This is a genomic window from Pseudomonas sp. NBRC 100443 (assembly GCF_030268185.1).
Classification (GTDB): Bacteria; Pseudomonadota; Gammaproteobacteria; order Pseudomonadales; family Pseudomonadaceae; genus Pseudomonas; species Pseudomonas citronellolis.
Map to the genome: position 1 here is coordinate 1 of NZ_BSQE01000018.1, position 26,441 is coordinate 26,441.

Sequence of the window (26,441 nt, forward strand, 5' to 3'; positions counted from 1 at the left end):
GAGCAGCCCGGCGGCAGAAATCGCCGAGCGCTATCGGGATCGCTGGCGGATCGAGCTGTTTTTCAAATGGATCAAGCAACACCTGAAGGTCAGGCGTTTCCTGGGCCGTAGCGAGAATGCCGTGCGCATCCAGATTCTCTGTGCGCTGATCAGCTACTTGCTGCTGAACCTTTACCAACGCAGGACGGGTACGCGGCAAAGCCTGTGGATGCTGATGGTGGAGGTGCAGGCGACGCTGTTTCAGCGTCCTGGCCTGGAGGCCGAACGTTACCGACGACGGCAGGAGCGAATACGCGAGATCAACCTGCGTCAGGGGCAGCTGTTAATAGCATGAGGCGTGCCGGACAGTAGTGCGCATTCGCGGGAATAACGAGGTTAAGGGAAGCGCGAAGGGACAAGATTCGCGAGCAAGCTCGCTCCCACGAAAATCAATTCCCGCCCAGCAACCTCACCCCGCCCGGAAGATCAGATGCTCTTCCCAGTCATCCTCAGCCACCACAGTCTCGCTGAGCATCCGCCCCGACTGCGAAATCCGCTCATGATGCACCGCATCGGGATCGCCGCAGACCAGGTGATGCCAAAGCGGCAGGTCCTTGCCCTCGGCCACCAGGCGGTAGCCGCAGGTCGGCGGCAGCCAGCGGAACTCGTCGGCCTGGGCCGGGGTGAGCTGGATGCAGTCGGGCACGCTGGCGCGGCGGTTGGCGTAGTCGGTGCAGCGGCAGGTCTTCAGGTCCAGCAACTTGCAGGCGATGCGCGTGTAGTAGACGGTGCCGTCGTCCTCGTCCTCGAGCTTCTGCAGGCAGCACAGGCCGCAGCCGTCGCACAGCGACTCCCACTCCTGCTGGTCGAGCTGTTCGAGGGTCTTGCGTTTCCAGAAGGGTTCGACTTTGGCGGCCATCGTTTTTCTAGGTAGGGCTTTCACGGGGGCGCCAAGTCTATGCCCAGGCGCCGCGCCGGCCAAGCGCAGGTGACCGCCGGAGCGCTTGCCAGGGGCCGCGCGGCTGGGTAGCTTTCCCCCACCATCAGGCCCGAGCGGGCCGCCGCCTCACCCACGATCCGCGATGCCCAGCCGTCCACGGCACCATCCCCCTTTGCCAGCAGGAGCCGCCATGAGCGCCAATCCCCGCGTTGCCGACTATCCCATCGACCCGCAGTTCATCAATCGCTGGTCGCCCCGCGCCTTCAGTGGCGAGAGCATCCCCGAGGAAACCCTGCTGGGCTTCCTCGAAGCCGCGCGCTGGGCGCCCTCCTCGTTCAACTCGCAGCCCTGGCGCTTCCTCTACGCGCGCCGCGACACGCCGAACTGGCAGCGCTACCTGGACCTGCTGGGCGAGTTCAACCGCGGCTGGGCGCAGAACGCCGCGGCGCTGGTGATAGTGCTGTCCAAGACCACCTTCGCCCCGCCCGGCTCCAGCGAAGAGAAACCGGCGCTCTGGCACACCTTCGACACCGGCGCGGCCTGGGGCTTCCTGGCCCTGCAGGCGAGCCTGGCCGGCTGGCACAGCCACGGCATGGCCGGCTTCGACCGCGAGGCCACCCGCGTCGAACTGAAGGTACCGGACGACCACGAGATCCACGCCGCCATCGCCATCGGCAGGCTCGGCGACAAGTCGATCCTCTCGGAAAGCCTGCAGGCGCGCGAAGTCCCCAGCCCGCGCCGGCCGCTGGAGCAACTGGCCGCCGAGGGCGATTTCAGCCTGTGAGGGACAGGGCGCCCCGCACGGGGCGCCCACTTTCAATAGCCGCGGGTGAAGTCCACCTCGCCGCGCATGGGCTGCCCGGCCCAGAAGCGCGACAGGTTCTCGCGGAACAGCTCCACCATCGGCCCCGGCAGTGTCGGCGCGGCGGTGTGGCCGGTGAGCAGCAGGCGCGGCGCGCTCCAGAACGGGTGCTGCGGCGGCAGCGGCTCCTGGCGGCAGACATCGATGACGGCGCCGGCCAGGCGATTGTTTTCCAGGGCGCTGATCAGGTCGGCATCGACCACCGCAACACCGCGCCCGGCGTTGATGAACAGCGTCGAGGGCTTCATCCGCTGGAACAGCGCCAGGTCGAAGATGTCCTGGGTATCCGGGGTGTCGGGCAGCAGGTTGACCACGTAGTCGGCGGTTTCCACCAGACGCGGCAACTCGTCCAGCGCGCCCACCCGCTGGAACGGCTGCAGCGGCCGCGGCGTGCGCGCCACGCCGGTCAGCTCGACGCCGAAGGCCGCCAGCATGTGCGCCACGGCCAGGCCGATTTCGCCGGTGCCCACCAACAGCACGTGGCGGCCACGCAGGCTGCCGGGGGCGCGGTCGTCCCACTGGCTGCCGACCTGGCTGGCCAGGCGGCCGAGGAACTGGCGTTCGTGGGCCAGCATGTAGGTCAGCAGGTATTCGCTCATCACCTGGCCGAAGATGCCCACCGCGCGGGTAAGGGCATAGTCCTTGGGCAGGTCGTCGGCCAGCAGCGGGGTGATGCCGGCCCAGGTGGACTGCACCCAGACGGGGTGCACGCCCTTGCGCAGCAGCTGCGCCACCAGGTCGGGCTCGCCCAGCCATACCGGGCATTCGGCGGCGGCCTCGACGAGGTTGTCGGGTTTGTCGCCGGATACCACGCTGAGACCGGGCTCGGCAGCCATGGTCAGCGCGGCGTAGAGGGTGTGTTCGCGATCGAGGATGAGCAGGCGCATGGTCTAGATCGCACCGGGGTGGCAAGGCGTAGGCACGTTGATTGGCATTGTCGTTATCGTCCCTGCATGCAGCGGCGATTTTGTGCGAGTTGAACGAAGGGCCTGTAGACCGGCAGGAAGCCCAGGCGTTCCGCCTGCTCAGGCAATTTCTGACGCAATAATGCTCTTGAGCCTACAACTTGCACAGCAATTTCGTACCAATTCGCGAAAGCGACGGCTTTTCGACGCTTACAACGGATCGTTCATGCGTAGCAACTCTTCGGGCAGGTGCTCGATGTACTCCTCCTCCGCCGGCGGCATCTGCAGGTGGAAGCCCTGCTTCTCGATGTTCTCCAGCACCTTGTGGATATCTTCGCGGGCCAGCTTGCGCTCGGGGCTGAGCACCAGGTCGAAGGCGTGCTGCGGCGCGCCGAACGCCGCCAGCAGCGCCTCGGGCACGCGGCTCAGGGCCTCGCGCTTGTCGACGTACAGGTACATCTCGTTCTTGCGCGGGCTCTTGTAGATGGAGCAGATGCGTTTCATGGTTTCTCCGGGGCGGCCAGGCAGTCCAGCAGGGCCTGGCCCATCAGTTCACGGCGCCAGCCCTGCAGGGAATCGGGCAGGCGGTAGGGGCCATCGGGGTAGCCGGTCTTGAGCAGCGCCTCGAGAATCTTCTTGCGCAGCATCAGCTCCGGGGCCATGCCCTGGCGCTCGGCCTCGCGCTGGCCGACCTCGCGCAGTTGCTTGAGCAGCGGCGCCACCTCGCGCGGCAGCGGCTCGGGCAGCGGCTCGGGCCATTGCTCGGCGGGCAGCGCGGCGGCATGGGCGAGCAGCGCCAGCAGGGTGTCGCCGTCCTGGCGCACGGTGCGCGGGTGCATCTCGTCGATGCGCGACAGCGCCAGCTTGTCCTTCGGCTGCAGGCGCGCCAGCGGCCACAGCGTCTGCTCGCGCAGGATGCGGTTGCGCGGCTGGTTGCGCAGGCGCGCCTGTTCCTCGCGCCAGGCGCAGAGTTCACGCAGCACGGCGAGTTGCTGCGGGGCCAGCTTCCAGGCCAGCTTGACGTCGCGCCAGGCCTGGCGCGGGTCGCTGACGCGGGTCTGGTTGGCGACCAGGTCGGCGCCATCGGCCAGCAGCCAGGCCAGCTTGTGCTCGGGCAGGCGCGGCGCCAGCTTCACGTAGACCTCGGCCAGGTGCTGCACGTCCTCGGCGGCGTAGCGCACCTGCATGTCGGTCAGCGGGCGCTGCAGCCAGTCCGAACGCGTCTCGTCCTTGGGCAGGTCCAGGCCGAGGATTTCCAGCACCAGCTTGGAGTAGCCCATGGAATGCGCCATGCCCAGGTAGGCGGCGGCCAGCTGGGTGTCGAACAGCGGCTGCGGCAGGCTGCCGGTCAGGCGCTGGAAGACTTCCAGGTCCTCACCACAGGCATGGAACACCTTGACCACCGAGGACGCCTCCAGCACCTCGGCGAAGGGCGACCAGTCGCGGATCAGCAGCGGGTCGATCAGCCACGCCCGCTCGCCATCACCGACCTGCACCAGGCCGGCCTCGGGGTAAAAGGTATCGACGCGCATGAACTCGGTATCGAGTGCCAGGTACGGCCTTTGTTTCCAGTCCCGGCATTGCTGCGCCAGGCTGGCATCGTCGCGGATCCACCGGATATCGAGGGCGCTCACGAACATCTCCTTGCTTCACGTGGAGCGCAGTATATCGGGCTGGATGATGTCCGAGCATTCCGCTTTTGCCTACAAGGCTGTACAGACGCGAACGAAGGCTTATCTTTCCTGCCCCAGGACCCATGACAAGAGCCTTCATGATGAAGAAATTCGCAAGCCTGCTGGTATTGCTGATCGCCGCCGCCGCGGTCTACCTCGCCATCACCCCCAGCCCCATCGACCCCGTGGCCTGGAACCCGCCGCCGGCGCCATCGATGACCGGCGTGCTGGAACCCAACGACACCCTGATGAAGGCCGAGCTGCTCGGCCTGGGCCAGGTGAAGGGCCCGGAAGACACCGCGGTGGATGCCCAGGGCCGCGTCTACGCCGGCCTGGACGACGGCCGCGTGGTGCGCCTGGACAACGGCCAGGTCAGCACCTTCGCCGAGACCGGCGGCCGCCCGCTGGGCATGGACTTCGACGCCCTGGGCAACCTGATCGTCGCCGACGCCTGGAAGGGCCTGCTGAAGATCGACGCGCAGGGCAAGATCACGGTGCTCAGCACCGAGGCCGACGGCGTGCCCTTCGCCTTCGCCGACGACCTGGACATCGCCAGCGACGGGCGCATCTACTTCAGCGACGCCTCCAGCCGCTTCCACCAGCCCGACTACATCCTCGACTACCTGGAGACCCGCCCCCACGGCCGCCTGCTGCGCTACGACCCGGCGAGCGGCAAGACCGAGACGCTGCTCAAGGACCTGTACTTCGCCAACGGCGTGACGCTGTCGGCCAACGAGGACTTCGTGCTGGTCAACGAGACCTACCGCTACCGCATCGCCCGCTACTGGCTGAAAGGCCCGAAGGCCGGGCAGCAGGACATCTTCATCGACAACCTGCCGGGGCTGCCGGACAACCTCCAGGGCGACCGCAAGGGCACCTTCTGGGTGGCCCTGCCGACGCCGCGCAAGGCCGACGCCGACTTCATCCTCGGCCAACCCTGGCTCAAGCGCCAGCTGACCAAGCTGCCGCGCGCGCTGCTGCCCAAGCCGGTGCCCTATGGCCTGGTCATCGCCGTGGACGAGAACGGCCAGATAGTGCGCAGCCTGCACGACACCAGCGGCCAGCACCTGCGCATGATCACCTCGGCCAAGCCGGTGGGCGACTACCTCTACTTCGGCAGCCTGGAAAACGACCGCATCGGCCGCCTGAAGATTCGCTGAAGCACCTCAGCCCAGCGCCAGCGGCTCCTCGCGGGCCGCTTCGGCGCATTTCGCGGCGCCCGGCTCCAGCAACTCCTGCATGCGCCCGCGCACCTCGCCCATCAGGGCGTCCAGGCCCTGCCCGCGGAAGGCCGCGGCGTCCACCGGGCGGCCCACCAGCAGGTCCACCGGCTGGCCCAGGTTGAGGTCGAAGGTGCGCGCCGGCAGCACCCGGTGGATGCCGCGGATGGCCACCGGGATGATCACCGCATCGGTGTCCAGGGCCAGGCGGAAACAGCCCTTCTTGAACGGCAGCAGGCGCCCGTCGTCCGAGCGGGTGCCTTCCGGCGCCGCCCACAGCACTATGCCGCTCTCCATCATTTGCCGCGCGCGCTGCAGGTCGGCGCGGGCGCGCTGGCTGTTGTGCCGGTCGATGGAGGGGAACTCGGCGGCGCGCATGGCCCGGCCGAGCACAGGGATGCGGTACAGCTCACTCTTGGCCAGCATGCGGATCGAGCCGGGCAGCGCGGCGAAGCTGGCCGGGATGTCGTAGTGGCTGGAATGGTTGCAGAGGATCATGTAGCGCCGCCCGTCGCCGAAGTCCGGCATGGCCCCGTGCACGCTCAGGCGCATACGCACCAGGCGCAGCAGCAGGCCCGACCATTGGCGGGTGTAGCGGTCCACGCGCTCGCGGCGCAGGCGGCCGATGGCGGCCAGGGACAGCACCAGCAGGCTGTAGTAGAGGGTGATCAGGCCGGTCGCCAGGGCGATGGCGCAGACGCGCGCCCGCGAGGCCGCCTGGGTCGCCGGTTGCAGACTGAACATGGGCGAAAACTCCATCGGATCGAAGAAAGCCGCCGCGAACCGGCGTTTTCCATTGCACAAGCCTTATGATGCGCGAGGAAACCGTCACGACACAGGAACCCGCACGATGTCACTCGCCCGCCTGCTCAGCCCGCAACAACTGGCAGCCCGCCTGGACGAACCCGGCCTGCTGATCCTCGACTGCCGCTTCGCCCTGGACGACCCGGGCTACGGCGCCCGCGCGTTCGCCGAGAACCACATCCCCGGCGCCCAGTACGCCGACCTCGAACGCGACCTCTCGGCCCCGGTGGTCAAGGGCACGACCGGCCGCCACCCGCTGCCCGACGCCGACGCGCTGATCCAGCGCCTGCGCGCCTGGGGCCTGGACAACAGCGACGAGGTGGTGCTCTACGACGACGGTCCCGGCGCTTTCGCCGCCCGCGCCTGGTGGCTGCTGCTGTGGCTGGGCAAGCGCGACGGCGTGTACCTGCTCGACGGCGGCATGAACGCCTGGCGCGCCGCCGGCCTGCCGCTGACCACCGCCGAGCCGGCGGTGCCGACGGGCGCCTTCCACGGCGAGCCGGACAACGGCCTGCTGATCGACGCAGGCGAACTCTCGGCGCTGCTGGCCGACCCGCAGCTGCCGCTGATCGACGCCCGCGCCGAACCGCGCTTCCGCGGCGAGGTGGAGCCCATCGACCCGGTCGCCGGGCACATCCCCGGCGCGCAATGCGCGGCCTTCACCGACAACCTCGGCAGCGACGGCCGCTTCCTGCCGCCGGCGCAGTTGCACCAGCGCTTCGCCCACCTGCTGCGCGGCCGCCCGGCCCAGGAGCTGGTGGCCTACTGCGGTTCCGGCGTCACCGCCTGCCACAACCTGTTCGCCCTGAGCCTGGCCGGCTATCCCCTGGGCCGTCTCTACGCCGGCTCCTGGAGCGAGTGGATCACCGACCCGCGGCACCCGGTGGCCACCGGCGCCTGATACGCCGCCCCAGGCCGCATCTGGCGCGGCCTGGGGCTCCTTTCCCGACGCGGTAACCCATTCCCGGTTAATCACATCGAGGAATATGCCTGCGCTGCAGAAAGTCAAAACAATTTAAAAACAGTCCTTTACAGCGGGTTTATCGCACTACACTTCAAATCGAGCGGCTAAGTCCGCTTACGGCGGGGCCCAGGAGAACATCAGAAGCTGCCAAGACGCCCAGCCCCGCCGTTCATTGAGGGACAAGACCATGGGAATCGCCGCCTGCGACCTGCGACAGCACGTCATCCGGCCCACCCTGCTGTACCTGGAACGTCACAGCGGGGCGGCCGAGGCGCTGTTGCTGGGAGCGGCGGCCTGTCAATCGGCGCTTGGCAGCAGCCTGGACAGCGGCCGCGGACACGGCCTTTTCCGCATCGACGAACACCGCCACCAACAGCTCTGGGATCGCTACCTGGCCCTGGACCCGAACCTCGCCAGCCGCGTGCGCGGCCTGGCCAGCCAGCACGCCTTCCTCGACGCTCCGCACCTGGAACTGACCGTGAACCTGCGCTACAGCACCGCCATCGCCTGGATGCTGGTGGAATCCCAACGCCTGCCACTGCCCGAAGCCTGCGATCACCTCGGCCAGGCCAGGGTCTGGCGACGGGTCTTCCAGCCCCACGGCCACCTGCGTGATTTCCTCGACGCCTGGCAGGCGTACATCGGCGATTCGCTCCTCGCAGCCTGACCACGATCAATGACCGATCAGTCAACTTTCGTTTACATACATTAACGAAGGGAAAACCTCGCACAAGGACGGTACTTTACGCGCAGATGCCCGATATAGAGCCCCCAGAGGTACTACCAAAGGCCTGGGAATCTTGGTAGCTTGCGCGCCGTTGACCACAGGAGTTGCTCTTACAATGAAAACAACATGGCTCAAAACCACTCTCGCACTGACGATTAGCGCTGCCTCTGCCCAGGCCCTGGCCAACGGCATCGCCATCAACGAACAAAGCGCCAGCGGCGCCGGCACCGCCTACGCGGGCCGTGCCTCCTCCGCGCTCGACGCCAGCACCATCTACGGCAACCCGGCCGGCCTGTCCAAGCTCAAGCGCACCGAAGTCAGCGGCGGCCTGGCCATCGTCGACGCCAAGGACGACATCAGCGGCGCTTCCGGCCCGGGCTCCAACAAGGGCGATTCCGTGCCCCTGGCTGCCGTACCGTTCGGCTACTTCTCCACGCCGATCAACGAAGACTTCACCGTCGGCCTGGGCATCTACGTGCCCTACGGCATCATCAACGACTACGAGAACGGCTTCCAGGGCAGCTACCACGGCTCCTACAGCAAGGTCCAGGTGATCACCGTCCAGCCGACCATCGCCTACAAGATCAACGACAAGGTCTCCGTCGGCTTCGGCCCGACCTTCAACCGCATCGACGGCCAGTTGAAGAACGACCTGGCGACCAATGCGCTCAACGGCGGCAATGGCGACACCCACATCGACATCAAGGGCGACGACACCGCGCTGGGCTACAACCTGGGCGTGATGGTCGACCTGACCGACGACACCACCTGGGGCCTGACCTACCACTCCAAGGTCGACTACCACCTGGGCGGCCACACCAAGGTCAAGAACGCCCCTGGCGCCCTGGGCCTGAACGGCAGCTACGACGCCAAGCTGGACATCACCCTGCCGGAGTCCGTGGATACCTCCATCACCCACAAGTTCAACGACAAGTGGACCGGCTACATCGGCGCCGTGTGGACCCGCTGGAGCCGCCTGGAAGCCATCGAAGTGCGCAACAGCGGCGTACCGGCCCTGGGCCAGGCACTGGGCTTCGGCACCATCGGCGAAGACCTGAAGTGGCACGACACCTGGTCCGGCTCGATCGGCGCGTCCTACCAGCTGAACCCGGAATGGGTGCTGCGCGCGGGCTACGCCTACGACCCGTCGCCGACCGACAACGACTACCGCAACGTGCGCATCCCGGTGGGTGATCGTCAGATCGTCACCTTCGGCGCCGGCTGGTCGCCGAACCCGGACCTGACCGTCGACTTCGCCTACGCCTACCTGTGGGAAGACACCGCCAGCGTCAACGTCAAGGACGGCACCGGCATCGGCCTGCAACCGGCCTACAGCGCCAAGTACGACAACAGCGCCAACGGCCTGACCGCGCAAGTGACCTATCGCTTCTGATAGGCGCCAGCGCACGGGGAAGAGCCGGGCAGATGCCCTGATGCTGTTTCCTTAAAAAGAATGCCGTTTCTCTCCATGGGGGAAACGGCATTTTTTCATTTGGGATGGCGAGCGCGGGCACAGGAGCAACTGTCTTGCGCCGAGGTGCTCTTCGTAGGATGGGTTGAGCTTGCGATACCCATGCTGCCGTGGTGATGGGTATCGCTTCGCTCAACGCCATCCTACGAAAAGCCGTGCTTCCTGGAACCGTAGGACTCCGTCCGCGATTGGACTCACCGGCCACGCCGGACACCCCGGCGGCACGGCCAACGGCGGATAACCGCGAACGGTTATCCGCCCTACGAACTTGCCGGCTGACGCTGCATTATCCGCCCACTCCGAACGGCCCCCTCTCCCTCCGGGAGAGGGCTGGGGTGAGGGAGCGGAGCCAGGCTTGGCACCTCCGCTGAACCAAGCATCGTCCGGCTCTTCCATCTTCACGGCTGGCTGGCGATGGCCTTCTCGATAGCCGCCTGCAAGGCCGGATCGTCCGGCTTGGTCAGGCTGGGGAACTGCGCCACCACCTTGCCCTGGCGGTCCACCACGTACTTGTAGAAGTTCCAGCGCGGCGCCTGGTCGGCCTGGCGCGCCAGCTCGCGGAACAGCGGGATGGCGTCGTCGCCGCGCACCGGCTGCACCTGGGTCATGTTGAAGGTCACGCCGTAGTTGCCGTAGCAGACCTGGGCGGTCTCGGCGGCGTCGTCGGCCTCCTGCTTGAAGTCGTCCGAGGGCACGCCCAGCACTTCCAGGCCCTGGCCCTTGTAGCGCTGGTAGATCGCCTCCAGGCCCTTGAACTGCGGGGTGAAGCCGCAGTGGCTGGCGGTGTTGACCACCAGCAGCGGCTTGCCGGCGTAGAGCCCGCAGAGGTCGAGGTCGACCTTCGAGCGCAGCTTCTGCAGGTGCCCCTGCTGCGCCAGCAGCGGCGGGCAGTCGGCAGCCTGGGCGGCCAGGGGCAGGCAGCACAGCAGGCCAAGGAACAGGTAGCGGGACATGGCGATTCTCCTTCTTCGATCGAAGGACGCTACTCCCCTGCCCCGCCCGCGGCAATCCTCAGAAGCAATGGCCCAGGCCGGCCTGCAGCAGCGCCAGGCCGCCATGCCGCCAACCCCACCAGGCCAGGCCCAGCAGCGCCGCGACCAGCACGGCCGCGCCCAGGCGCAATAGCGGCCTCACGCCGCCTCCGCGGCGCCCAGGCGCGCCACCGGGCGCTCGCGCACCGGCCAGTTGAGCAGGCCGGCAAGCAGCGAGAGGAGAATGGCGATCCGCCAGACCAGGTCGTAGTTGCCGGTGTGGTCATAGACGTAGCCGCCCAGCCAGCCACCGAGGAAGGCGCCGATCTGGTGGAACAGGAAGGTGATGCCGCCGAGCATCGACAGGTTGCGCACGCCGAACAGGGTGGCCACGGTGCCATTGGTGAGCGGCACCGTGGACAGCCACAGCAGGCCCATGGCGATGCCGAAGGCGTAGGCCGTCCACACCGTCAGCGGCGCCCAGAGGAAGGCCAGGATCACCAGGCCGCGGATCAGGTACAGCCCGGTCAGCAGCTTCGGCTTGCTGAAGCGCCCGCCGAGCCAACCGGCGATGTAAGTGCCGAACACATTGAACAGCCCCACCAGCGCCAGCACCGTGGTGCCGACGGTGGCCGGCAGGTGGCGGTCCACCAGGTAGGCCGGCAGGTGCACGCCGATGAACACCACCTGGAAGCCGCAGACGAAGAAGCCCAGCGACAGCAGCCAGAAACCGGAATGCCCGCAGGCCTCGCGCAGCGCTTCGCCCAGGGATTGTTCATGGGATTGCACCGGCAGCGGCTTGTCGCGCATCAGCCCGGCCAGCGGCACGATCAGCGCCACCAGCAGGCCGAGGGCGAGCAGCGCCGCCGACCAGCCGAGCCAACCGATCAGGCCGAGAGTGCCGGGCAGCATGGCGAACTGGCCGAAGGAGCCGGCAGCGGCGGAAATGCCCATGGCCATGCTGCGCCGCTCCAGCGGCACGGCGCGGCCGACGGCGCCGAGGATGACCGAGAAGGAGGTGCCGGACAGGCCGATGCCGATCAGCAGCCCGGCGGACAGCGACAGGCTGGTTGCCGAGTCCGAATAGCCCATCATGACCAGGCCCAGGGCATACAGCAGGCCGCCCACCAGCACCGCGCGCGCCGCGCCGAAGCGGTCGGCCAGGGCGCCGGTGAAGGGCTGGGCGATGCCCCAGATGAGGTTCTGCAGGGCGATGGCGAAGGCGAACACCTCGCGGCCCCAGCCGAACTCGGCGCTCATGGGCGCGAGGAACAGGCCGAAGCCGTGGCGGACGCCCAGGGACAGGGCCAGGATCAGGGCGCCGGACAGCAGTATCCAGAAACCCGCACGCGACAGCTTGGACATTGTTCTTCTCGCTCCAACAGGGGTATATACCCGCATTCATCCATACGAACGCCTTGGCAGGGCGTTCAATCGAGGGCTTCCAACTCCCCCAGCAGCGCCATCAGCTGCTCGCGGCGCTCCACCCCGAGGCGTTCGTACATCCGCCGCTGCGCCGCTTCCCAGGGCTGCGCGCCCTGCTCCAGGCGCTCGCGCCCGGCGGCGGTGAGCAGCACCAGGCGGTTGCGCTGGTCGCCGACATCGCCCTGTAGCTCCACCAGGCCCTCGGCCTGCAGCGGCCGCAGGTTGCGCCCCAGGGTGCTGCGGTCCAGGCCCATGGCCTCGGCCAGTTCGGAAATGCTCGGGCGCTCCAGGCGCGCCAGGTGGCGCAGCAGGGAAAACTGCGCGACCGTTAGCCCGATGCCCTGCAGGGCATCGTCATAGACGCGGGTGACACCTCGGGCGGCGCGGCGCAGCTGGGTGCAGAGGCATTGGGTGGTCAGCATGATACGTGTATATACCCGCGATACCCGTGAAGGTCAATCGCGGTCGATTGTCCGATCTGCCAGGCGCCGGCTGTTGCCGCTGCCAAGGCCAGGCCGGGTGCGCGGCCGTATAACTGCGCCACCGTCCTTCCGAGATCACCGCGATGCCCGTCTACAAAGCCCCGCTGCGCGACACCCGCTTCCTGCTCAACGAGGTCTTCGACTTCCCCGAGCACTACCGCAACCTGATCAACGGCGCCGAGGCCACGCCGGACATGGTCGACGCCATCCTCGGCGAATGCGCGAAGCTCTGCGAGGAAGTGATCGCCCCGCTTTACCACTCCGGCGACGAGGAAGGCTGCCACCTGGAGAACGGCGAGGTGCGCACGCCCAAGGGCTTCAAGGAAGCCTACGACGCCTACGTGGCCGGCGGCTGGCAAGGCCTGTCGCACCCGGTGGAATACGGCGGCCAGGGCCTGCCGATGAGCCTGGGCGCGCTCAAGCAGGAGATGCTCGGCACCGCCAACTGGCCGTTCTCCATGTACCCGGGGCTGTCCCTGGGCGCCATGAACACCCTGATGCAGCACGGCACCGAGGAGCAGAAGCGCACCTACCTGACGCCCCTCACCGAAGGCCGCTGGGGCGGCACCATGTGCCTCACCGAACCGCAGTGCGGCACCGACCTCGGCCAGGTGAAGACCCGCGCCGAGCCCAGGGCCGACGGCAGCTACGCCATCACCGGCAGCAAGATCTTCATCTCCTCCGGCGAGCACGACCTCACCGAGAACATCGTGCACATCGTCCTCGCCCGCCTGCCCGACGCGCCCAGGGGCACCCGCGGCATCTCGCTGTTCATCGTGCCCAAGTTCCTGCCCGGCGCAGGCGGCGGCCTCGGCCCGCGCAACGGCGTGGTCTGCGGCGCGCTGGAGAAGAAGATGGGCATCAAGGCCTCGGCCACCTGCGTGATGAACTTCGACGGCGCCACGGGCTTTCTCATCGGCCCGGCGAACAAGGGCCTGGAATGCATGTTCACCTTCATGAACAGCGCGCGCATCGGCACCGCCATCCAGGGCGTGGCCACCGCCGAGCTGGCCTACCAGGGCGCCCTGGCCTACGCCCGCGAGCGCCGCTCGATGCGCGCGCTGTCCGGCGCCAAGGAACCGGAACAGGTGGCCGACAGCCTGATGCACCACGGCGACGTGCGGCGCATGCTGCTGACGCAGAAGGCCGTGGCCGAGGGCGGCCGCGCGCTGGTCTACCTGGCCACGCAGTACGCCGACAAGATGATCCAGGGCCTGCTGACCAACGACAACGCCGAGTACGAGCGCTGGGACGACAAGCTCGGCTTCCTCACCCCGATCCTCAAGGGCTGCCTCACCGAGCTGGGCCTGGAGAGCGCCAACCTGGGCATGCAGGTGTTCGGCGGCCATGGCTACATCCGCGAGCACGGCATGGAACAGATCGTCCGCGACGCGCGCATCGCCACGCTCTACGAAGGCACCACCGGCATCCAGGCCCTGGACCTGCTCGGGCGCAAGGTGCTGCTGATGACCCAGGGCAAGGCGGTGCGCGACTTCACCAGGATCGTGGCGAAATTCGCCACGGGGTTGCTCAAGGAAGAACCGGCCATGCGCGGCCGCGCGCTGACGCTGCTGAAACTGTGCGCGCAATGGAACCTGCTGACCTTGCGCATCGCCCTGAGCGCCCGCAAGCAGCGCGACCTGGTGGGCACCGCCAGCCACGACTACCTGATGTTCTCCGGCTACGTCGCCCTGGCCTACGCCTGGGCGCTGCAGGAAGCCACGGCCCGCAAGCGCCTGCGCCAGGGCGGCAGCGAGTCCAGCGACTTCTACAAGGCCAAGATCGCCACCAGCGACTTCTACTTCGCCCGCCTGCTGCCCCGCGCCAAGGGCCACGCGGCGGCCATGGGCAAGCCGGTGCGTTCGGTGATGGGGCTGAAGGCGGAGCATTTCGCCTTCGAGTGAACCGGGACGTCCGCCAGGTCCCGGGAGCTCGCTCCTACGAAAAGCCCTGGCGCAAACTACGCCGAGGCGCTCTTCGTAGGATGGGTTGAGCTTGCGAAACCCATGCTGCCATGGCGATGGGTATCGCTTCGCTCAACCCATCCTACGGGGCTGTTCGGCGTGCGCGAGAAGGTCGGCGTCAACCTGTAGGAGCGCGCCCTGCGCGCGATCGCGGGCAGGGCCCGCGCGGGCTACGGCTTACTCGGCAGCCGGCTTCTTGCGCTTGAGCGGCGCCATGCCGTCGTTGCTGACCACCGACGAGGGCGCCGCCTTCGGCTTGTTCGCCGGCTTGCGCTTGGCGGCGGGCTTGGCCCCGGCCTTCTTGCCGGAATCGGTCTTTTTCTTCTTGGTGCCGGCGGCCTTGCCCGAGGCCTTGACCTTCTTCGGCCCCTTGTAGCTGCCCTTGAGCTCCTTGATGGTGCGCTGTTCGAAACGCACCTTGAGGTAGCGCTCGATGCTCGACATCAGGTTCCAGTCGCTGTGCGACACCAGCGAGATGGCCAGGCCGGCCTCGCCCGCGCGGCCGGTGCGGCCGATACGGTGCACGTACTCGTCGCCGCGGCGCGGCATGTCGAAGTTCAGCACCAGGTCCAGGCCCTCGACGTCCAGGCCGCGGGCGGCCACGTCGGTGGCGACGAGGATCTTCACCGCGCCCTGCTTCAGGCGCTCGATGGCCAGCTTGCGGTCCTTCTGGTCCTTCTCGCCGTGCAGCACGAAGACCTTGTGCCCGGCGGCGATCAGCCGGCCGGTCAGGCGGTCGGCCTGGACGCGGGTGTTGGTGAAGACGATGGCCTTTTCGAAGGTCTCGTTCTCCAGCAGCCAGTGCAGGATGGCTTCCTTGTGGGCGTTGTCGTCGACCAAGATGACCTGCTGCGCGATGTCCTCGTTCAGCTCGCTGACGCGGTTCAGCTGCAGGCTTTCCGGCTCGCGCAGGACCTGCTCGACCATCGCGTGCAGGCCGCTGCCGGCGGTGGCGGAGAACAGCAGGGTCTGGCGCTGCGCCGGGCAGGCGCCGGCAAGCTTGAGCACGTCCTCGGCGAAGCCCATGTCGAGCATGCGGTCGGCCTCGTCCAGCACCAGCACCTCGACATCGCCCAGCGGCAGGTTGCCGGCGTTGAACTGCTCGTTCAGCCGGCCGGGGGTGCCGATGATGATCTCCGGGTTCTTGCGCAGGCGCGCGCCCTGCACCTTGAAGTCCTCGCCGCCGGTGATCAGGCAGGCCTTGATGAAGGTGAACTGGGCGAAGCGCTCGACTTCCTTGAGGGTCTGCTGGGCCAGCTCGCGGGTCGGCAGCAGGATCAGCGCGCGGGCGCCGGTCTTGGGCTTCTCCTCGCTGAGCAGGCGGTGCAGCAGCGGCAGCACGAAGGCGGCGGTCTTGCCGCTGCCGGTCTGCGCGGTCACGCGCAGGTCGCGGCCCTCCAGCGCCTTCGGGATGGCCGCGGCCTGGACGGCGGTCGGCTCGGTGAAGGACAGGGTTTCCAGCGCCTTGAGCAGGCGTTCGTGGAGGGCGAATTGGGCGAACAAGGCAAACCTCGGGAAGACGAAAAGACCAAATAGCTGCATAGCCTAACGGTTGCCGCGCCCGAAAGCAGGTTTTATTCGCCGGTCGCGATCCGCACGCCCCGTGTCGCCCTCGGGCAAGTCCGCCGCGCAGGCCCGTCCCAGACTGGCCGCAGGACAGCCTAAGGAGTGTCGAGATGCCGCATCGCCCCACCGCCGCCGAGCGCCTCGAGCGCCTGCCGCTGAGCCCCTACCACCGGCTGATTTTCGTGATCATCGCCCTGGCGTTCTTCTTCGACTCCATGGACCTGGCGATGATGACCTTCCTGCTCGGCTCGATCAAAGCCGAGTTCGGCCTGTCCAGCGCCCAGGCCGGGTTGCTGGCCAGCTCCAGCTTCTTCGGCATGGTCCTGGGCGCGGCGCTGTCGGGCATGCTCGCCGACCGCTTCGGGCGCAAGCCGGTGTTCCAGTGGAGCATCGTGCTCTGGGGCCTGGCCAGCTACCTGTGCTCCACCGCCGGCGACGTGCAGAGCCTGACGCTGTACCGCGTGCTGCTGGGCATCGGCATGGGCATGGAATTCCCCATCGCCCAGTCGCTGCTTTCGGAGATGATCCCGGCCAGAGCCCGCGGCCGCTACATCGCCCTCATGGACGGCTTCTGGCCGCTGGGCTTCATCGCCGCCGGCTGCCTGTCCTACTTCGTGCTGCCGGCGGCCGGCTGGCGCAGCCTGTTCCTGCTGCTGGCCTTCCCCGCCCTGTTCGTCCTGGCCATCCGCTTCATGGTCCCGGAATCGCCGCGCTGGCTGGAACAGGCCGGGCTGGCGGACAAGGCCGAGCGCTCGTTGCAGCGCATCGAGGCGCGGGTGATAGCCTCGCTGAAGCTATCCAGCCTGCCCGAGCCGCAGGCCCTGGCGCGCCCCGAGCCGAACCGCCCGGGCTTCTTCAGCGCCTTCGCCGAACTCTGGTCGCCGGCCTACCGCAGCCGCACCCTGACGGTCTGGAGCCTGTGGTTCTTCGCCCTGCTCGGCTTCTACGGGCTGACTTCCTGGCTCAGCGCCCTGCTGCAGCAATCCGGCTTCGCCGTGACGCAGTCGGTGTACTACACGGTGCTGATCTCCCTGGCCGGCATCCCCGGCTTCCTCTGCGCCGCCTGGCTGGTGGAGCGCTGGGGCCGCAAGCCCAGCTGCGTGCTGATGCTCCTGGGCGGTGGCGCCATGGCCTACGCCTACGGCCAGACCGCGGTGTTCGGCGGCAGCCTGGCGCTGCTGATCGGCTTCGGCCTGGCCATGCAGTTCTTCCTGTTCGGCATGTGGGCGGTGCTCTACACCTACACTCCGGAGCTGTACCCCACCTCGGCGCGCGCCACCGGCTCGGGCTTCGCCTCGGCGGTGGGGCGCGTCGGCTCGCTGCTCGGGCCCACCGTCAGCGGCCTGGTCCTGCCGGTGGCCGGCCAGGGCGGCGTGTTCACCCTCGGCGCGCTGTGCTTCCTGGTCGCCGCGGCGGTGGTCTGGGGCTTCGGCATCGAGACCCGCGGGCGCACCCTGGAGGAGCTGGCGGGCTGAGGTTACATTTCGGAAATATCCTGCTCGGCCCTGCCGCTAGCCTGCCGTTACAATGCCGCGCTCATCCCGGCCACTGCGGCCGGGCCTTCGCGGCTACCCCGTAGCCTCCGCACCACGCGCCACCCCGCACTGGCGCCCCGATCCAAAGGATGTTTCCGGCCTATGGACCTTTCCTCTCCCCTCGCCACCCTCCAGGGCTACTGGGCCCTGCTCGACCAACACCCGCTGACCAGCGCCGCCCTCGGCCTCGTCATCCTCCTCGCAGTGGCCTGGATCGTCGGCCGCCTGGCCCGCTTCCTGGTCCGCCGCGCGGCCGACCTGCTGGCGCGCCAGCCGGCCCTGAGCTGGCTCGCCGACCTGCGCGACAACCGCGTGTTCCAGCGCCTGGCGCAGACCGTGCCGTCGCTGGTGGTGCAGTTCGGCCTGGTGCTGATCCCCAACCTGGCCGGCAGGCCCGAGGCCTTCCTGCGCAACCTGGCCATGGCGGTCACCGCGCTGTTCCTGCTGCTGGCCCTGAGCGCCCTGCTCGACGCTCTGCTGGACATCTACGCGCGCACCGAGCACGCCCGCACCCGCTCGATCAAGGGCTACGTGCAACTGGCCAAGCTGTTCCTCTTCGTCTTCGGCGGCATAGTGGTGGTGTCGATCCTCATCGACCGCTCGCCGATGCTGCTGCTCTCCGGCCTGGGCGCCATGTCCGCGGTCCTGCTGCTGGTCTACAAGGACACCCTGCTGAGCTTCGTCGCCAGCGTGCAACTGACCAGCAACGACATGCTGCGCGTGGGCGACTGGATCGAGATGCCCCAGGTCGGCGCCGACGGCGACGTGGTGGACATCACCCTGCACACGGTGAAGGTGCAGAACTGGGACAAGACCATCGTCTCGGTGCCCACCTGGCGCCTGATGTCCGAATCGTTCAAGAACTGGCGCGGCATGCAGCAGTCCGGCGGGCGGCGTATCAAGCGCAGCCTGTACCTCGATGCCAGCCAGGTGCGCTTCCTCGACGAGGCCGAGGCGCAGAGGCTGTCCGGCGTGCGCCTGCTGACCGACTACCTGCGGCGCAAGCAGGACGAGCTGAGCGAGTGGAACCAGGCCAACGCCGGCAACGTGCCGCTGTCGGCCAACCGCCGCCGGCTGACCAACATCGGCACCTTCCGCGCCTACGCCGAGGCCTACCTCAAGGCCCACCCGGACATCCATCCGCACATGACCTGCATGGTCCGCCAGCTGCAGCCCGGCGCCGAGGGCGTGCCCCTGGAGATCTACTGCTTCACCCGCACCACCGCGTGGCTGGACTACGAGCGCATCCAGGGCGACATCTTCGACTACCTGATGGCGGTGCTGCCGGAGTTCGGCCTGGGCGTCTACCAGCAGCCCAGCGGCCAGGACCTGCGTGGCGGGCTGCAGGGCCTGTTGCCGACGCCAGCGGCTCGTAGCGAACGCCACCCGGCGCTGGACATGGAACAGGCCTGAGAACCCGCGCCAGGCTCCGATCGGACGGGCGACAGCCCCCGGCCTGGCTGCCTCGCCTGGCCGGTGCCATGCTCAAGGCAGGCGCGCGCTTCCGCGCGCCTTTCCCGGAGAAACGCCGTGTCCGCCACCCTCATCTATTACGTGGCCAGCAGCCTGGACGGCTACATCGCCCGCCCCGACGGCAGCGTCGACTGGCTGGACGCATTCGACGGCCATGACGACGACCATGGCTATTCAGCCTTCTACGCCGGCATCGACGGCCTGCTGATGGGCCGCGGCACCTACCTGCAATGCCTGGACTTCGGCGACTGGCCCTACCCGGACAAGCCGGCCATCGTCCTCACCCGCGCCAACCAACTGCCGCTGGCCTCGCCCCAGGTGGAACTGCAGCACTGCCCGCCCAGCGAAGCCCTGGCCAACCTGGAGGCCCGCGGCTGCCAGCGCATCTGGCTGGTGGGCGGCGGCAGCCTGGCCGGCAACTGCCTGGCGGCGGACTTGCTCGACGAGGTGATCGTCAGCATCATTCCGCACCTGCTCGGCGCCGGCATCCCGCTGTTCGGCATCGGGCTCGAACGGCGCCTGCAGTTGCTGGAACAGCGCAGCTTCCCCAGCGGCATCGTGCAGGTGCGCTACCAGGTCCTCAAGTGAGCCCCCGCGCCGCCGCCGAACCGGAAGAGCTGGCCTGGCTGGAAGACGGCCGCCACCCCGAGCCGCTGGCGCCGCTGCTGCGCGAAAAAGTCCTGCCGGCGCTACGCGAACACCTCGCCGACTGACGGAAATCGTCAGAGGACCTGCATTTCGTCGGGTTTTTCCCTGCGACATCAGGTCCCACTCCACGCCCTTCCCGCCCCCTTCCGGTCACCCTCGCCCGAACCCTGGCCATCTCCCGGCAACCCGCCTGGCATAGGGCTTTCGGCTATAAGGTCGGCGCCCGACCGGGCAGTCCGAACACATGTCACCGAATGCCCGTCGAGTCACACGGCGCTCCCCACAAGCGACGGACGGTCAAAACACTGTCACGAAAAGTCGGTCAGAATGCGCGGAATTTTTCGCGGACCAAAGGAAACCATCGCCCGCCGAAGAGCAACGGCGATCCAGCGGAGTCTGGGTTACATCCACAACCAGAAAGAAGACATGCCGAATGCGCAGTACCCTTTTGACATGCCTTTCCATAGGCTTGGCAGCCAGTTTGGCCGCCGTTGTAACCGGGGTGGAAGCTTCCCCACGGGCCTCGCGTTCCTACGCGCCCGCCCCTCTCGAACTCCGTGTCCCGGTACAGGGCAAGGAGCTGCTGAGCATCGCCCAACCGGCGAAGCAGCAGCCCAGTGACGCCCACCAGGTCACCCAGCGCGCCTTCAGCATGATCGGCACGCCCTACCGCTGGGGCGGCACCTCGCCCAAGGGTTTCGACTGCAGCGGCCTGGTCAAGTACGTGTTCCGCGACGTCGACGACGTCGAGTTGCCGCGCACCGCCCGGGCCATCTACCAGAGCAGCAACCCCAAGGTGGCGCGCCGCGACCTGCAGCCCGGCGACCTGGTGTTCTTCCGCATCCGCAGCCGCAACGTCGACCACGTGGGCATCTACGTCGGCAACGACCGCTTCGTCCACGCCCCGCGCCGCGGGCAGCGGGTGAAGGTGGCCAACCTCAACGACAAGTACTGGCAACGCCATTACCTGGCGGCCAAGCGCGTGCTGCCGGAGACCCTGGCCAAGGCCGACCTGCCGGGCAATCGCTTCGAGTAAGGGCCCGCGCCGCAAGAACAAGGACGCCGTTTTCCCTGCCCGGGAAAACGGCGTTTTTCATGGGCGCGGGGCCAACGGCGGATAACCGCGAACGGTTATTCGCCCCACGGTTGGGCAGGGCTGTAGGAGCGGGCCCTGCCCGCGAATCGCGCGCAGGGCGCGCTCCTACATTGAAATGGCGTGGCTGAAAGCATGCCTCATCACACCCCACCACCCCGCCGCTCGCGCCGCGCCTGCTTGCGCAGCAGCCGCGCGCTGTCCCAGCCGGTGAGCAGGATGGCCAGCCAGATCGGCCCGTAGGTCCACAACTGCTGCGGCTGGAACGCCTCGCCGAGGAACAGCACCGCCAGCAGGAACAGCAGCATCGGCTCGACATAGCTGAGGATGCCGAACAGCCCCATGGGCAGCAGCCGGCTGGAGGCCATCATGGCGGCGAAGGCCAGGGCACTGATCAGCCCCAACATCGGCAGCAGCGCCCACAGCCGCGGCGTCTCGGCGAACACCTGGAGGTCGCCGAAGTGCCAGATGGTCCACAGGGCGAAGGGCAGCAGCACCAGCATCTCGAAGACGAAGCCGGACAGCGCGTCCACGCCCATGCGCCGGCGCAGCATGAAATACGGTGGATAACCCAGGGCGGTGATCAGGCTGAACCAGGAGAAGGCGCGGGTCAGCCACAGTTCGTGGAGCACGCCGACCAGCGCGCAGGCCACGGCGATGCCCTGCAGCGGCGTCAGGCGCTCGCCGTAGAACAGCCGGCCGCAGAGCACCATGGTCAGCGGCAGCAGGAAGTAGCCCAGGGACAGCTGCAGGGTCTGGCCGACCATGGGCGCGTAGATGAACACACCCCACTGCACCAGCATCATCGCCGCGCTCAGCGGGAAGCACAGCAGCAGCCAGCGCTCGCGCAGCAGGCGCCGGCCGGCCTCGCGCAATACGCCGCCCTGGCCGGTGAAGGCCACCAGCAGCAGGACCATGGGGATCGACCAGACCACCCGGTGCGCCACGATCTGGATGCTGTCCAGCGGCGCCAGCCAGCGCAGGTAGCCCGGCAGCGTGACGAAGAGCACCGAGGCGGCCAGGGAGAGGACGACGCCGCGACCGGAAATGTTCATGCCACGGCCCTCCGCGCCAGCCCCAGGCGGTTCACCCAGAGCGACGCCACTATCACCCCGCCGCCCAGGGCCAGGCGGACCAGGTCGGCATGTTCGTTCCAGATCAGCAGGTTGATCAGGAGCCCCACCGGCACGTGCAGGTTGTTCATCACCGCCAGGGTGCCGCCATCTACCAGGGTAGCCCCCTTGTTCCACCAGAACTGCCCAAGGGCAGTGGCCAGCAGGCCCATGAACAGCAGCACCAGCCACTGCACCTCGGTGGTCGGCAGCTTGGCCGGGTTGCCCAGCAGCATCCAGCCGGGCAACGCGACCAGCAGCGCGCCGACGAAGAAGTAGCCGAAGCGGCGGTACTGCGGGATGTCCGACGGGTAGCGCGCCACCAGGTGCTTGTACAGCACCTGGCCGGCGGCGAAGGTGGCGTTGGCCAGTTGCAGCAGCAGGAAGCCTTCGACGAAGTCGCCGCTGACGCCATCGTAGCGGATGATCGCCGCGCCCAGCACGGCCACCGCCGCGGCCAGCAGCGCCCAGGGGTTGAAGCGGCGGTTCAGGGCGTCGTCGATCAGCGCCACGTGCAGCGGCGTGAGCACGGTGAACAGCAGCACCTCGGGCACCGTCAGCACGCGGAAACTCTGGTACAGGCAGACGTAGGTGATGCCGAACTGCAGCGCGCCGACCAGCATCACCCCGCCGATGAAGCGCGGCGCCACCTCGCGCCAGCGCGTCAGCGGCAGGAACACCGCGCCGGCCAGCAGCACCCGGGAGAGCACGGCGAAATAGCTGTCGACCTGGCCGGCGAGGTATTCACCGATCAGGCTGAAGGAAAACGCCCAGAGGACGGTTACGAAAAGCAGGTAAGGCATGACCGGACAGGCGCACCGAAAAGGGGCGTGGAACATAGCGGTTTTGCCGGGGCGAAGAAAGGGCCAGGGTACTGTCCGGCATGAACGGGAGGTTCAGCGTCGGCCTGTAGGAGCGGGCCCTGCCCGCGATTCGCGCGCAGGGCGCGCTCCTACATGGGAACGACGTGGATAGGATTCATCCGCGATCCCGCCGGCAGGGCCGGCGCCCCATGTCATCGCGAACCCCGGCAAAGAAAAAGCCCGGTCGACATTCGCAGGGGGGAAGTGCGTCGACCGGGCGTCGCGCCCAGGAGCGACGGGCGCGCAAGTGGTAAGCCGGAATCAGGGGTCAGGCCACCGCGGCCAGTTGCTCGCGGGCCTTGGCCAGGCCTTTCTCGGCGAACTCGGGGCCCATGTTCAGGCCCTCGGCATGGACGAAGGTGACGTCGTGGATGCCGATGAAGGCCAGGGCCTGGCGCAGGTAGGGCTCCTGGTGGTCCAGCGGGCCGCCGGCGTAGACGCCGCCGCGGCTGGTCAGGATGTAGGCGCGCTTGCCGCCGAGCAGGCCCTGGGGGCCGGTCTCGGTGTACTTGAAGGTGACGCCGGCGCGCAGCACGTGGTCCAGCCAGGACTTCAGGGTGCTGGGGATGGCGAAGTTGTACATGGGCGCGGCCAGCACCAGCACGTCGGCGGCCAGCAGTTCCTCGGTGAGCAGGTTGGAACGCTGCAGCGCGGCCTGTTCGGCGGCGCTGTGCTGCTCGGCCGGCTTCATCCAGCCGCCCAGCAGGTCGGCGTCCAGGTGCGGCACCTGTTCCAGCGCCAGGTCGCGGACCTGGATCTCGTCGGCGGGGTGGGCGGCGCGCCAGTTGGCGATGAATTCGGCGGTCAGCTGGCGGGAGACCGAACCTTGTTGGCGGGCGCTGCTTTCGATTACCAGAACACGGGACATGGGCTTGACCTCCAGCGGTCGTTTGCGTCGATGGAGGTCAGCTTATGGAATGACTTATCGATAAAAAAGCAGAAATAATTGCTTCAAAATATCGATTTAGTTGATTTGTACCGCGTCTGCTCCTAGTCTGGAGAACATGCGCTGCCGGCTCAGGCCGGGTTGCAGGTCAGCTTGATGCGCAGCTTGATGATGGCGCGGCCGAAGCTGGCGGTGAGGTTGCTGGACTTGCCGGCGGCGAGCACCGTCTTGCGCACCTTGGGCGACTCCGGGCCGTTCTGGAACACCGCGGTGCAGGCCACGTCCTGCTTGCCGTAGTTCTGCAACAGCACGGCGCCCATGCTGTCGCCGATGTCCTGGGTCTGGACGTCGATCTCCGTGCCGTTGAGGGACTTCTCCACCTCGATCGGGTAGGCCAGGGCGGTCAACGGCAGCGACAGCAGCAACGCACAGCAGATTCTTTTCATGTGGCGGTCTCGCTCGGTTCAGGCAGAGCGCCAGATTAGACAAGAGGAGGCGAGGATGAAAGCGCCCCGCGTTACCCTGGATCAATGGCGCACGCTGCAGGCGGTGGTCGACCATGGCGGCTTCGCCCAGGCCGCCGAGGCCCTGCACCGCTCGCAGTCTTCCATCAGCTACACGGTGGCGCGCATGCAGGAGCAGCTCGGCGTGCCGCTGCTGCGCATCGACGGCCGCAAGGCGGTGCTCACCGAGGCCGGCGAGGTGCTGCTGCGGCGCTCGCGGCAACTGGTGAAGAGCGCCGGCCAGCTGGAGGAACTGGCCCACCACATGGAGCAGGGCTGGGAGCCGGAAGTGCGCCTGGTGGTGGACGCCGCCTACCCCACCCTGCGCCTGGTCCGCGCGCTGTCCGCGTTCGTGCCGCAGAGCCGCGGCTGCCGCGTACTGCTGCGCGAGGAGGTGCTTTCCGGCGTCGAAGAGGCGCTGCAGCAGGGCCACGCGGACCTGGCCATCAGCGGGCTGAACATCGCCGGCTACCTTGGCGCCGACCTGTGCACCGTGGAATTCGTCGCCGTGGCCAACCCGGACCATCCCTTGCACCGCCTGCAGCGCGAGCTGACGCACCAGGACCTGGAAAGCCAGATGCAGGTGGTCATCCGCGACTCCGGCCGCCTGCAGCCGCGCGACGTCGGCTGGCTGGGCGCCGAGCAGCGCTGGACGGTGGGCAGCCTGGCCACCGCCGCCACCTTCGTCGGCAACGGCCTGGGCTTCGCCTGGCTGCCGCGGCACATGATCGAGCGCGAACTGCGCGACGGCTCGCTCAAGCCGCTGCCGCTGATCCAGGGCGTCACCCGCGAGAGCCGCTTCTATCTTTACCCGAACAAGGAAAAACCCCTGGGCCCGGCCACGCAGATCCTCGTCGAACTGCTGAAGACCTTCGCCAACGTGCCCCTGGACGCCCCCTTCGCCGCGCCGCCGAGCGCCTGACCCGGAGAATCGCCGATGCCCTACCTGCACCACGACGGCCAGCGCCTGTACTTCGAGGACAGCGGCCAGGGCACGCCCGTGCTGCTGGTGCACGGCCTGGGCTCGAGCAGCCGCGACTGGGAGTACCAGGTGCCGGAGCTGCTCCGGCGGCACCGGGTGATCGCCCTCGACGTGCGCGGCCACGGCCAGTCCGACAAGCCCCGCGAGCGCTACAGCATCGCCGGCTTCGCCGAGGACGTGGCGGCGCTGATCGAGGAACTGCGCCTGGCCCCGGTGCACCTGGTAGGCATCAGCATGGGCGGGATGATCGGCTTCGAGCTGGCCACCCGCCGGCCGGAACTGCTCAAGAGCCTGACCATCGTCAACAGCGCCCCGGAAGTGAAGCCGCGCACCCTGCGCGAATACCTGGAAGTGGCGCGCCGGCTGTTCCTCGCCCACGTGCTGGGCCTGGACACCGTGGGCAAGGCCCTCGGCAAGCTGCTGTTCCCCAAGCCGGAGCAGGCCGACCTGCGGCGCAAGATCGAGCAGCGCTGGCCGCAGAACGACAAACGCGCTTACCTTTCCAGCCTGCACGCCATCATCGGCTGGGGTGTGCAGGAGCGCCTGGGGCGCATAACCTGTCCGACGCTGGTGGTCAGCGCCGACCGCGACTACACCCCGGTGACGCTCAAGCAGGCCTATGTGGAGCGCCTGCCCAACGCGCGCCTGGTGGTGATCGAGGATTCGCGCCACGCCACCCCGCTGGACCAGCCGCAAGCCTTCAACAGCACCCTGCTCGACTTCCTCGAGCAGGTAGACCATTCCTAAAACATCTCAGGAAACATCCGCAAAATGACCCTGTTCAAACGCTTCCTGCTCGCCGCCTGTACCCTCGTCCTGGCCACCTCGGCGCTCGCCGCCGACCCGGCGAAACCCCACGTGCTGCTCTCCACCACCCTGGGCGAGATCGAGGTGGAACTCGACAGCGCCAAGGCGCCGATCAGCGTGAAGAACTTCCTCGGCTACGTCGACAGCGGCTTCTACAACGGCACCATCTTCCACCGGGTGATCCCCGGCTTCATGGTGCAGACCGGCGGCTTCACCGAGAAGATGCAGGAGAAGGACACCGGCAAGCCGATCAAGAACGAGGCCGACAACGGCCTGCTCAACGCCCGCGGCACCCTGGCCATGGCCCGCACCAGCGACGTGAACTCGGCCACCAGCCAGTTCTTCGTCAACCTGACCGACAACGACTTCCTCGACCACGGCCAGCGCGACTTCGGCTACGCCGTGTTCGGCAAGGTCGTGCGCGGCATGGGCGTGGTCGACATGATCGCCAAGGTGCCCACCACCAACCGCGGCATGTACCAGAACGTGCCCACCGAGCCGGTGGTCATACTCTCCGCCAAGCGTCTCTGAGAATCCCCGATTCCCACGCTGACGGAGGCCTGAAACGGCGGGCCCGGGACGGGCC

29 protein-coding genes are annotated in these 26,441 nt (G+C 67.9%); 15 read left to right on the top strand and 14 right to left on the bottom strand.

Annotation, left to right across the window (positions count from 1 at the left end):
* A partial coding sequence (locus QSJ95_RS21960) for a transposase (protein WP_285645310.1) occupies positions 1-334 on the top strand: 334 nt, incomplete at its 5' end.
* Positions 335-448: 114 nt separating this feature from the next.
* Here QSJ95_RS21960 and QSJ95_RS21965 read toward each other — a convergent pair.
* Positions 449-898 carry a YcgN family cysteine cluster protein gene (locus tag QSJ95_RS21965; RefSeq protein WP_009623592.1) on the bottom strand — a complete coding sequence of 150 codons (450 nt, stop codon included), beginning with the start codon at positions 896-898 and terminating at the stop codon, positions 449-451.
* Between the two features lie 211 nt (positions 899-1,109).
* Here QSJ95_RS21965 and QSJ95_RS21970 point away from each other — a divergent pair, with 211 nt between their 5' ends.
* Complete coding sequence (locus QSJ95_RS21970) at positions 1,110-1,703, top strand: nitroreductase family protein (RefSeq protein WP_009623593.1); 594 nt, start codon at positions 1,110-1,112, stop codon at positions 1,701-1,703.
* A gap of 32 nt (positions 1,704-1,735) precedes the next feature.
* Here the strand turns inward: QSJ95_RS21970 and QSJ95_RS21975 are convergent, their stop codons facing one another.
* The 3 genes from QSJ95_RS21975 to rnd form a co-directional block, all read right to left on the bottom strand.
* Positions 1,736-2,668 (bottom strand): D-2-hydroxyacid dehydrogenase, encoded by a 933-nt coding sequence (locus QSJ95_RS21975; RefSeq protein ID WP_009623594.1) that lies wholly within the window; start codon positions 2,666-2,668, stop codon positions 1,736-1,738.
* 228 nt (positions 2,669-2,896) lie between these two features.
* On the bottom strand, positions 2,897-3,190 hold the full coding sequence (locus QSJ95_RS21980; RefSeq protein ID WP_043312776.1) for a YcgL domain-containing protein: 294 nt from the start codon (positions 3,188-3,190) through the stop codon (positions 2,897-2,899).
* Entirely contained in the window at positions 3,187-4,326 is a 1,140-nt protein-coding gene (gene rnd, locus QSJ95_RS21985; RefSeq protein WP_043300128.1) for a ribonuclease D, read from the bottom strand. Before rnd ends, QSJ95_RS21980 begins: the two co-directional genes overlap by 4 nt.
* Before the next feature lie 134 nt (positions 4,327-4,460).
* Here rnd and QSJ95_RS21990 point away from each other — a divergent pair, with 134 nt between their 5' ends.
* A complete protein-coding gene (locus QSJ95_RS21990; RefSeq protein ID WP_285645453.1) occupies positions 4,461-5,519 on the top strand; it encodes an SMP-30/gluconolactonase/LRE family protein in 1,059 nt (352 codons plus the stop codon).
* Positions 5,520-5,525: 6 nt separating this feature from the next.
* On the opposite strand, the gene QSJ95_RS21995 is transcribed toward QSJ95_RS21990, so the two are convergent.
* Positions 5,526-6,323 carry a lysophospholipid acyltransferase family protein gene (locus QSJ95_RS21995; protein ID WP_285645319.1) on the bottom strand — a complete coding sequence of 266 codons (798 nt, stop codon included), beginning with the start codon at positions 6,321-6,323 and terminating at the stop codon, positions 5,526-5,528.
* Between the two features lie 106 nt (positions 6,324-6,429).
* On the opposite strand from QSJ95_RS21995, the gene QSJ95_RS22000 reads away from it, so the two are divergent.
* From QSJ95_RS22000 to QSJ95_RS22010, 3 genes are all read left to right on the top strand, one after another.
* Positions 6,430-7,284 (top strand): sulfurtransferase, encoded by an 855-nt coding sequence (locus QSJ95_RS22000; RefSeq protein WP_285645321.1) that lies wholly within the window; start codon positions 6,430-6,432, stop codon positions 7,282-7,284.
* A gap of 250 nt (positions 7,285-7,534) precedes the next feature.
* Positions 7,535-8,014 carry a hypothetical protein gene (locus QSJ95_RS22005; protein WP_009623606.1) on the top strand — a complete coding sequence of 160 codons (480 nt, stop codon included), beginning with the start codon at positions 7,535-7,537 and terminating at the stop codon, positions 8,012-8,014.
* Positions 8,015-8,189: 175 nt separating this feature from the next.
* Entirely contained in the window at positions 8,190-9,467 is a 1,278-nt protein-coding gene (locus QSJ95_RS22010) for an outer membrane protein transport protein (protein ID WP_069861198.1), read from the top strand.
* Between the two features lie 476 nt (positions 9,468-9,943).
* On the opposite strand, the gene QSJ95_RS22015 is transcribed toward QSJ95_RS22010, so the two are convergent.
* From QSJ95_RS22015 to QSJ95_RS22030, 4 genes are all read right to left on the bottom strand, one after another.
* On the bottom strand, positions 9,944-10,498 hold the full coding sequence (locus tag QSJ95_RS22015) for a glutathione peroxidase (RefSeq protein WP_009623611.1): 555 nt from the start codon (positions 10,496-10,498) through the stop codon (positions 9,944-9,946).
* A 58-nt stretch (positions 10,499-10,556) separates the two neighbouring features.
* Positions 10,557-10,679 (bottom strand): hypothetical protein, encoded by a 123-nt coding sequence (locus tag QSJ95_RS22020; RefSeq protein WP_263866500.1) that lies wholly within the window; start codon positions 10,677-10,679, stop codon positions 10,557-10,559.
* Entirely contained in the window at positions 10,676-11,872 is a 1,197-nt protein-coding gene (locus tag QSJ95_RS22025; protein WP_285645455.1) for an MFS transporter, read from the bottom strand. The genes QSJ95_RS22020 and QSJ95_RS22025 overlap by 4 nt, the downstream gene beginning before the upstream one ends.
* Positions 11,873-11,946: 74 nt before the next feature.
* On the bottom strand, positions 11,947-12,363 hold the full coding sequence (locus QSJ95_RS22030; RefSeq protein ID WP_009623615.1) for a MarR family winged helix-turn-helix transcriptional regulator: 417 nt from the start codon (positions 12,361-12,363) through the stop codon (positions 11,947-11,949).
* Positions 12,364-12,506: 143 nt separating this feature from the next.
* Between QSJ95_RS22030 and QSJ95_RS22035 the strand changes: the two genes are divergently transcribed.
* On the top strand, positions 12,507-14,327 hold the full coding sequence (locus tag QSJ95_RS22035) for an acyl-CoA dehydrogenase C-terminal domain-containing protein (protein ID WP_285645326.1): 1,821 nt from the start codon (positions 12,507-12,509) through the stop codon (positions 14,325-14,327).
* Positions 14,328-14,564: 237 nt separating this feature from the next.
* Here QSJ95_RS22035 and QSJ95_RS22040 read toward each other — a convergent pair whose 3' ends face one another.
* A complete protein-coding gene (locus QSJ95_RS22040) occupies positions 14,565-15,929 on the bottom strand; it encodes a DEAD/DEAH box helicase (protein ID WP_135499908.1) in 1,365 nt (454 codons plus the stop codon).
* Positions 15,930-16,063: 134 nt separating this feature from the next.
* Here QSJ95_RS22040 and QSJ95_RS22045 point away from each other — a divergent pair, with 134 nt between their 5' ends.
* The 5 genes from QSJ95_RS22045 to QSJ95_RS22065 all read left to right on the top strand — a co-directional run bounded on the left by QSJ95_RS22045 (position 16,064) and on the right by QSJ95_RS22065 (position 20,645).
* Positions 16,064-17,428 carry an MFS transporter gene (locus QSJ95_RS22045; protein WP_285645332.1) on the top strand — a complete coding sequence of 455 codons (1,365 nt, stop codon included), beginning with the start codon at positions 16,064-16,066 and terminating at the stop codon, positions 17,426-17,428.
* Between the two features lie 162 nt (positions 17,429-17,590).
* Complete coding sequence (locus QSJ95_RS22050; RefSeq protein WP_285645333.1) at positions 17,591-18,901, top strand: mechanosensitive ion channel family protein; 1,311 nt, start codon at positions 17,591-17,593, stop codon at positions 18,899-18,901.
* Between the two features lie 117 nt (positions 18,902-19,018).
* Complete coding sequence (locus QSJ95_RS22055; protein WP_009623626.1) at positions 19,019-19,549, top strand: dihydrofolate reductase family protein; 531 nt, start codon at positions 19,019-19,021, stop codon at positions 19,547-19,549.
* Positions 19,546-19,674, top strand: a complete 129-nt coding sequence (locus QSJ95_RS22060) for an NUDIX hydrolase (RefSeq protein ID WP_009623629.1) — start codon at positions 19,546-19,548, stop codon at positions 19,672-19,674. Before QSJ95_RS22055 ends, QSJ95_RS22060 begins: the two co-directional genes overlap by 4 nt.
* A 368-nt stretch (positions 19,675-20,042) precedes the next feature.
* The gene (locus QSJ95_RS22065) at positions 20,043-20,645 is read left to right on the top strand and encodes a C40 family peptidase (RefSeq protein WP_009623631.1); all 603 of its coding nucleotides are present in this window, start codon (positions 20,043-20,045) and stop codon (positions 20,643-20,645) included.
* Positions 20,646-20,845: 200 nt separating this feature from the next.
* Here QSJ95_RS22065 and rarD read toward each other — a convergent pair whose 3' ends face one another.
* From rarD to QSJ95_RS22085, 4 genes are all read right to left on the bottom strand, one after another.
* The gene (rarD, locus tag QSJ95_RS22070) at positions 20,846-21,757 is read right to left on the bottom strand and encodes an EamA family transporter RarD (RefSeq protein ID WP_285645335.1); all 912 of its coding nucleotides are present in this window, start codon (positions 21,755-21,757) and stop codon (positions 20,846-20,848) included.
* Positions 21,754-22,617, bottom strand: a complete 864-nt coding sequence (locus QSJ95_RS22075) for a carboxylate/amino acid/amine transporter (RefSeq protein WP_285645336.1) — start codon at positions 22,615-22,617, stop codon at positions 21,754-21,756. Before QSJ95_RS22075 ends, rarD begins: the two co-directional genes overlap by 4 nt.
* A 328-nt stretch (positions 22,618-22,945) precedes the next feature.
* Positions 22,946-23,545 (bottom strand): FMN-dependent NADH-azoreductase, encoded by a 600-nt coding sequence (locus QSJ95_RS22080; RefSeq protein ID WP_043270972.1) that lies wholly within the window; start codon positions 23,543-23,545, stop codon positions 22,946-22,948.
* A gap of 149 nt (positions 23,546-23,694) precedes the next feature.
* A complete protein-coding gene (locus QSJ95_RS22085) occupies positions 23,695-24,009 on the bottom strand; it encodes a hypothetical protein (RefSeq protein ID WP_009623635.1) in 315 nt (104 codons plus the stop codon).
* Between the two features lie 55 nt (positions 24,010-24,064).
* Here QSJ95_RS22085 and QSJ95_RS22090 point away from each other — a divergent pair, with 55 nt between their 5' ends.
* Genes QSJ95_RS22090 through QSJ95_RS22100 form a run of 3 tightly spaced genes read left to right on the top strand, consistent with a single transcriptional unit; the run spans position 24,065 to position 26,386 of the window.
* Positions 24,065-24,988 (top strand): PA3225 family LysR-type transcriptional regulator, encoded by a 924-nt coding sequence (locus tag QSJ95_RS22090; RefSeq protein WP_058072863.1) that lies wholly within the window; start codon positions 24,065-24,067, stop codon positions 24,986-24,988.
* A 15-nt stretch (positions 24,989-25,003) separates the two neighbouring features.
* On the top strand, positions 25,004-25,795 hold the full coding sequence (locus QSJ95_RS22095) for an alpha/beta fold hydrolase (protein ID WP_009623639.1): 792 nt from the start codon (positions 25,004-25,006) through the stop codon (positions 25,793-25,795).
* 30 nt (positions 25,796-25,825) lie between these two features.
* On the top strand, positions 25,826-26,386 hold the full coding sequence (locus tag QSJ95_RS22100; protein ID WP_285645457.1) for a peptidylprolyl isomerase: 561 nt from the start codon (positions 25,826-25,828) through the stop codon (positions 26,384-26,386).
* Positions 26,387-26,441 lie beyond the last annotated feature (55 nt).

Coding starts and splice junctions, on each gene's coding strand:
- QSJ95_RS22030 (WP_009623615.1), bottom strand. CDS start 12,363: ATGCTGACCACCCAATGCCTCTGCACCCAGCTGCGCCGCGCCGCCCGA.
- QSJ95_RS22095 (WP_009623639.1), top strand. CDS start 25,004: ATGCCCTACCTGCACCACGACGGCCAGCGCCTGTACTTCGAGGACAGC.
- QSJ95_RS22065 (WP_009623631.1), top strand. CDS start 20,043: ATGCGCAGTACCCTTTTGACATGCCTTTCCATAGGCTTGGCAGCCAGT.
- rnd (WP_043300128.1), bottom strand. CDS start 4,326: ATGTTCGTGAGCGCCCTCGATATCCGGTGGATCCGCGACGATGCCAGC.
- QSJ95_RS21980 (WP_043312776.1), bottom strand. CDS start 3,190: ATGAAACGCATCTGCTCCATCTACAAGAGCCCGCGCAAGAACGAGATG.
- QSJ95_RS21995 (WP_285645319.1), bottom strand. CDS start 6,323: ATGTTCAGTCTGCAACCGGCGACCCAGGCGGCCTCGCGGGCGCGCGTC.
- QSJ95_RS21970 (WP_009623593.1), top strand. CDS start 1,110: ATGAGCGCCAATCCCCGCGTTGCCGACTATCCCATCGACCCGCAGTTC.
- QSJ95_RS22045 (WP_285645332.1), top strand. CDS start 16,064: ATGCCGCATCGCCCCACCGCCGCCGAGCGCCTCGAGCGCCTGCCGCTG.
- rarD (WP_285645335.1), bottom strand. CDS start 21,757: ATGAACATTTCCGGTCGCGGCGTCGTCCTCTCCCTGGCCGCCTCGGTG.
- QSJ95_RS22050 (WP_285645333.1), top strand. CDS start 17,591: ATGGACCTTTCCTCTCCCCTCGCCACCCTCCAGGGCTACTGGGCCCTG.
- QSJ95_RS22000 (WP_285645321.1), top strand. CDS start 6,430: ATGTCACTCGCCCGCCTGCTCAGCCCGCAACAACTGGCAGCCCGCCTG.
- QSJ95_RS22080 (WP_043270972.1), bottom strand. CDS start 23,545: ATGTCCCGTGTTCTGGTAATCGAAAGCAGCGCCCGCCAACAAGGTTCG.
- QSJ95_RS22015 (WP_009623611.1), bottom strand. CDS start 10,498: ATGTCCCGCTACCTGTTCCTTGGCCTGCTGTGCTGCCTGCCCCTGGCC.
- QSJ95_RS21990 (WP_285645453.1), top strand. CDS start 4,461: ATGAAGAAATTCGCAAGCCTGCTGGTATTGCTGATCGCCGCCGCCGCG.
- QSJ95_RS22085 (WP_009623635.1), bottom strand. CDS start 24,009: ATGAAAAGAATCTGCTGTGCGTTGCTGCTGTCGCTGCCGTTGACCGCC.
- QSJ95_RS21965 (WP_009623592.1), bottom strand. CDS start 898: ATGGCCGCCAAAGTCGAACCCTTCTGGAAACGCAAGACCCTCGAACAG.
- QSJ95_RS22090 (WP_058072863.1), top strand. CDS start 24,065: ATGAAAGCGCCCCGCGTTACCCTGGATCAATGGCGCACGCTGCAGGCG.
- QSJ95_RS22075 (WP_285645336.1), bottom strand. CDS start 22,617: ATGCCTTACCTGCTTTTCGTAACCGTCCTCTGGGCGTTTTCCTTCAGC.
- QSJ95_RS22035 (WP_285645326.1), top strand. CDS start 12,507: ATGCCCGTCTACAAAGCCCCGCTGCGCGACACCCGCTTCCTGCTCAAC.
- QSJ95_RS21975 (WP_009623594.1), bottom strand. CDS start 2,668: ATGCGCCTGCTCATCCTCGATCGCGAACACACCCTCTACGCCGCGCTG.
- QSJ95_RS22005 (WP_009623606.1), top strand. CDS start 7,535: ATGGGAATCGCCGCCTGCGACCTGCGACAGCACGTCATCCGGCCCACC.
- QSJ95_RS22040 (WP_135499908.1), bottom strand. CDS start 15,929: ATGCAGCTATTTGGTCTTTTCGTCTTCCCGAGGTTTGCCTTGTTCGCC.
- QSJ95_RS22010 (WP_069861198.1), top strand. CDS start 8,190: ATGAAAACAACATGGCTCAAAACCACTCTCGCACTGACGATTAGCGCT.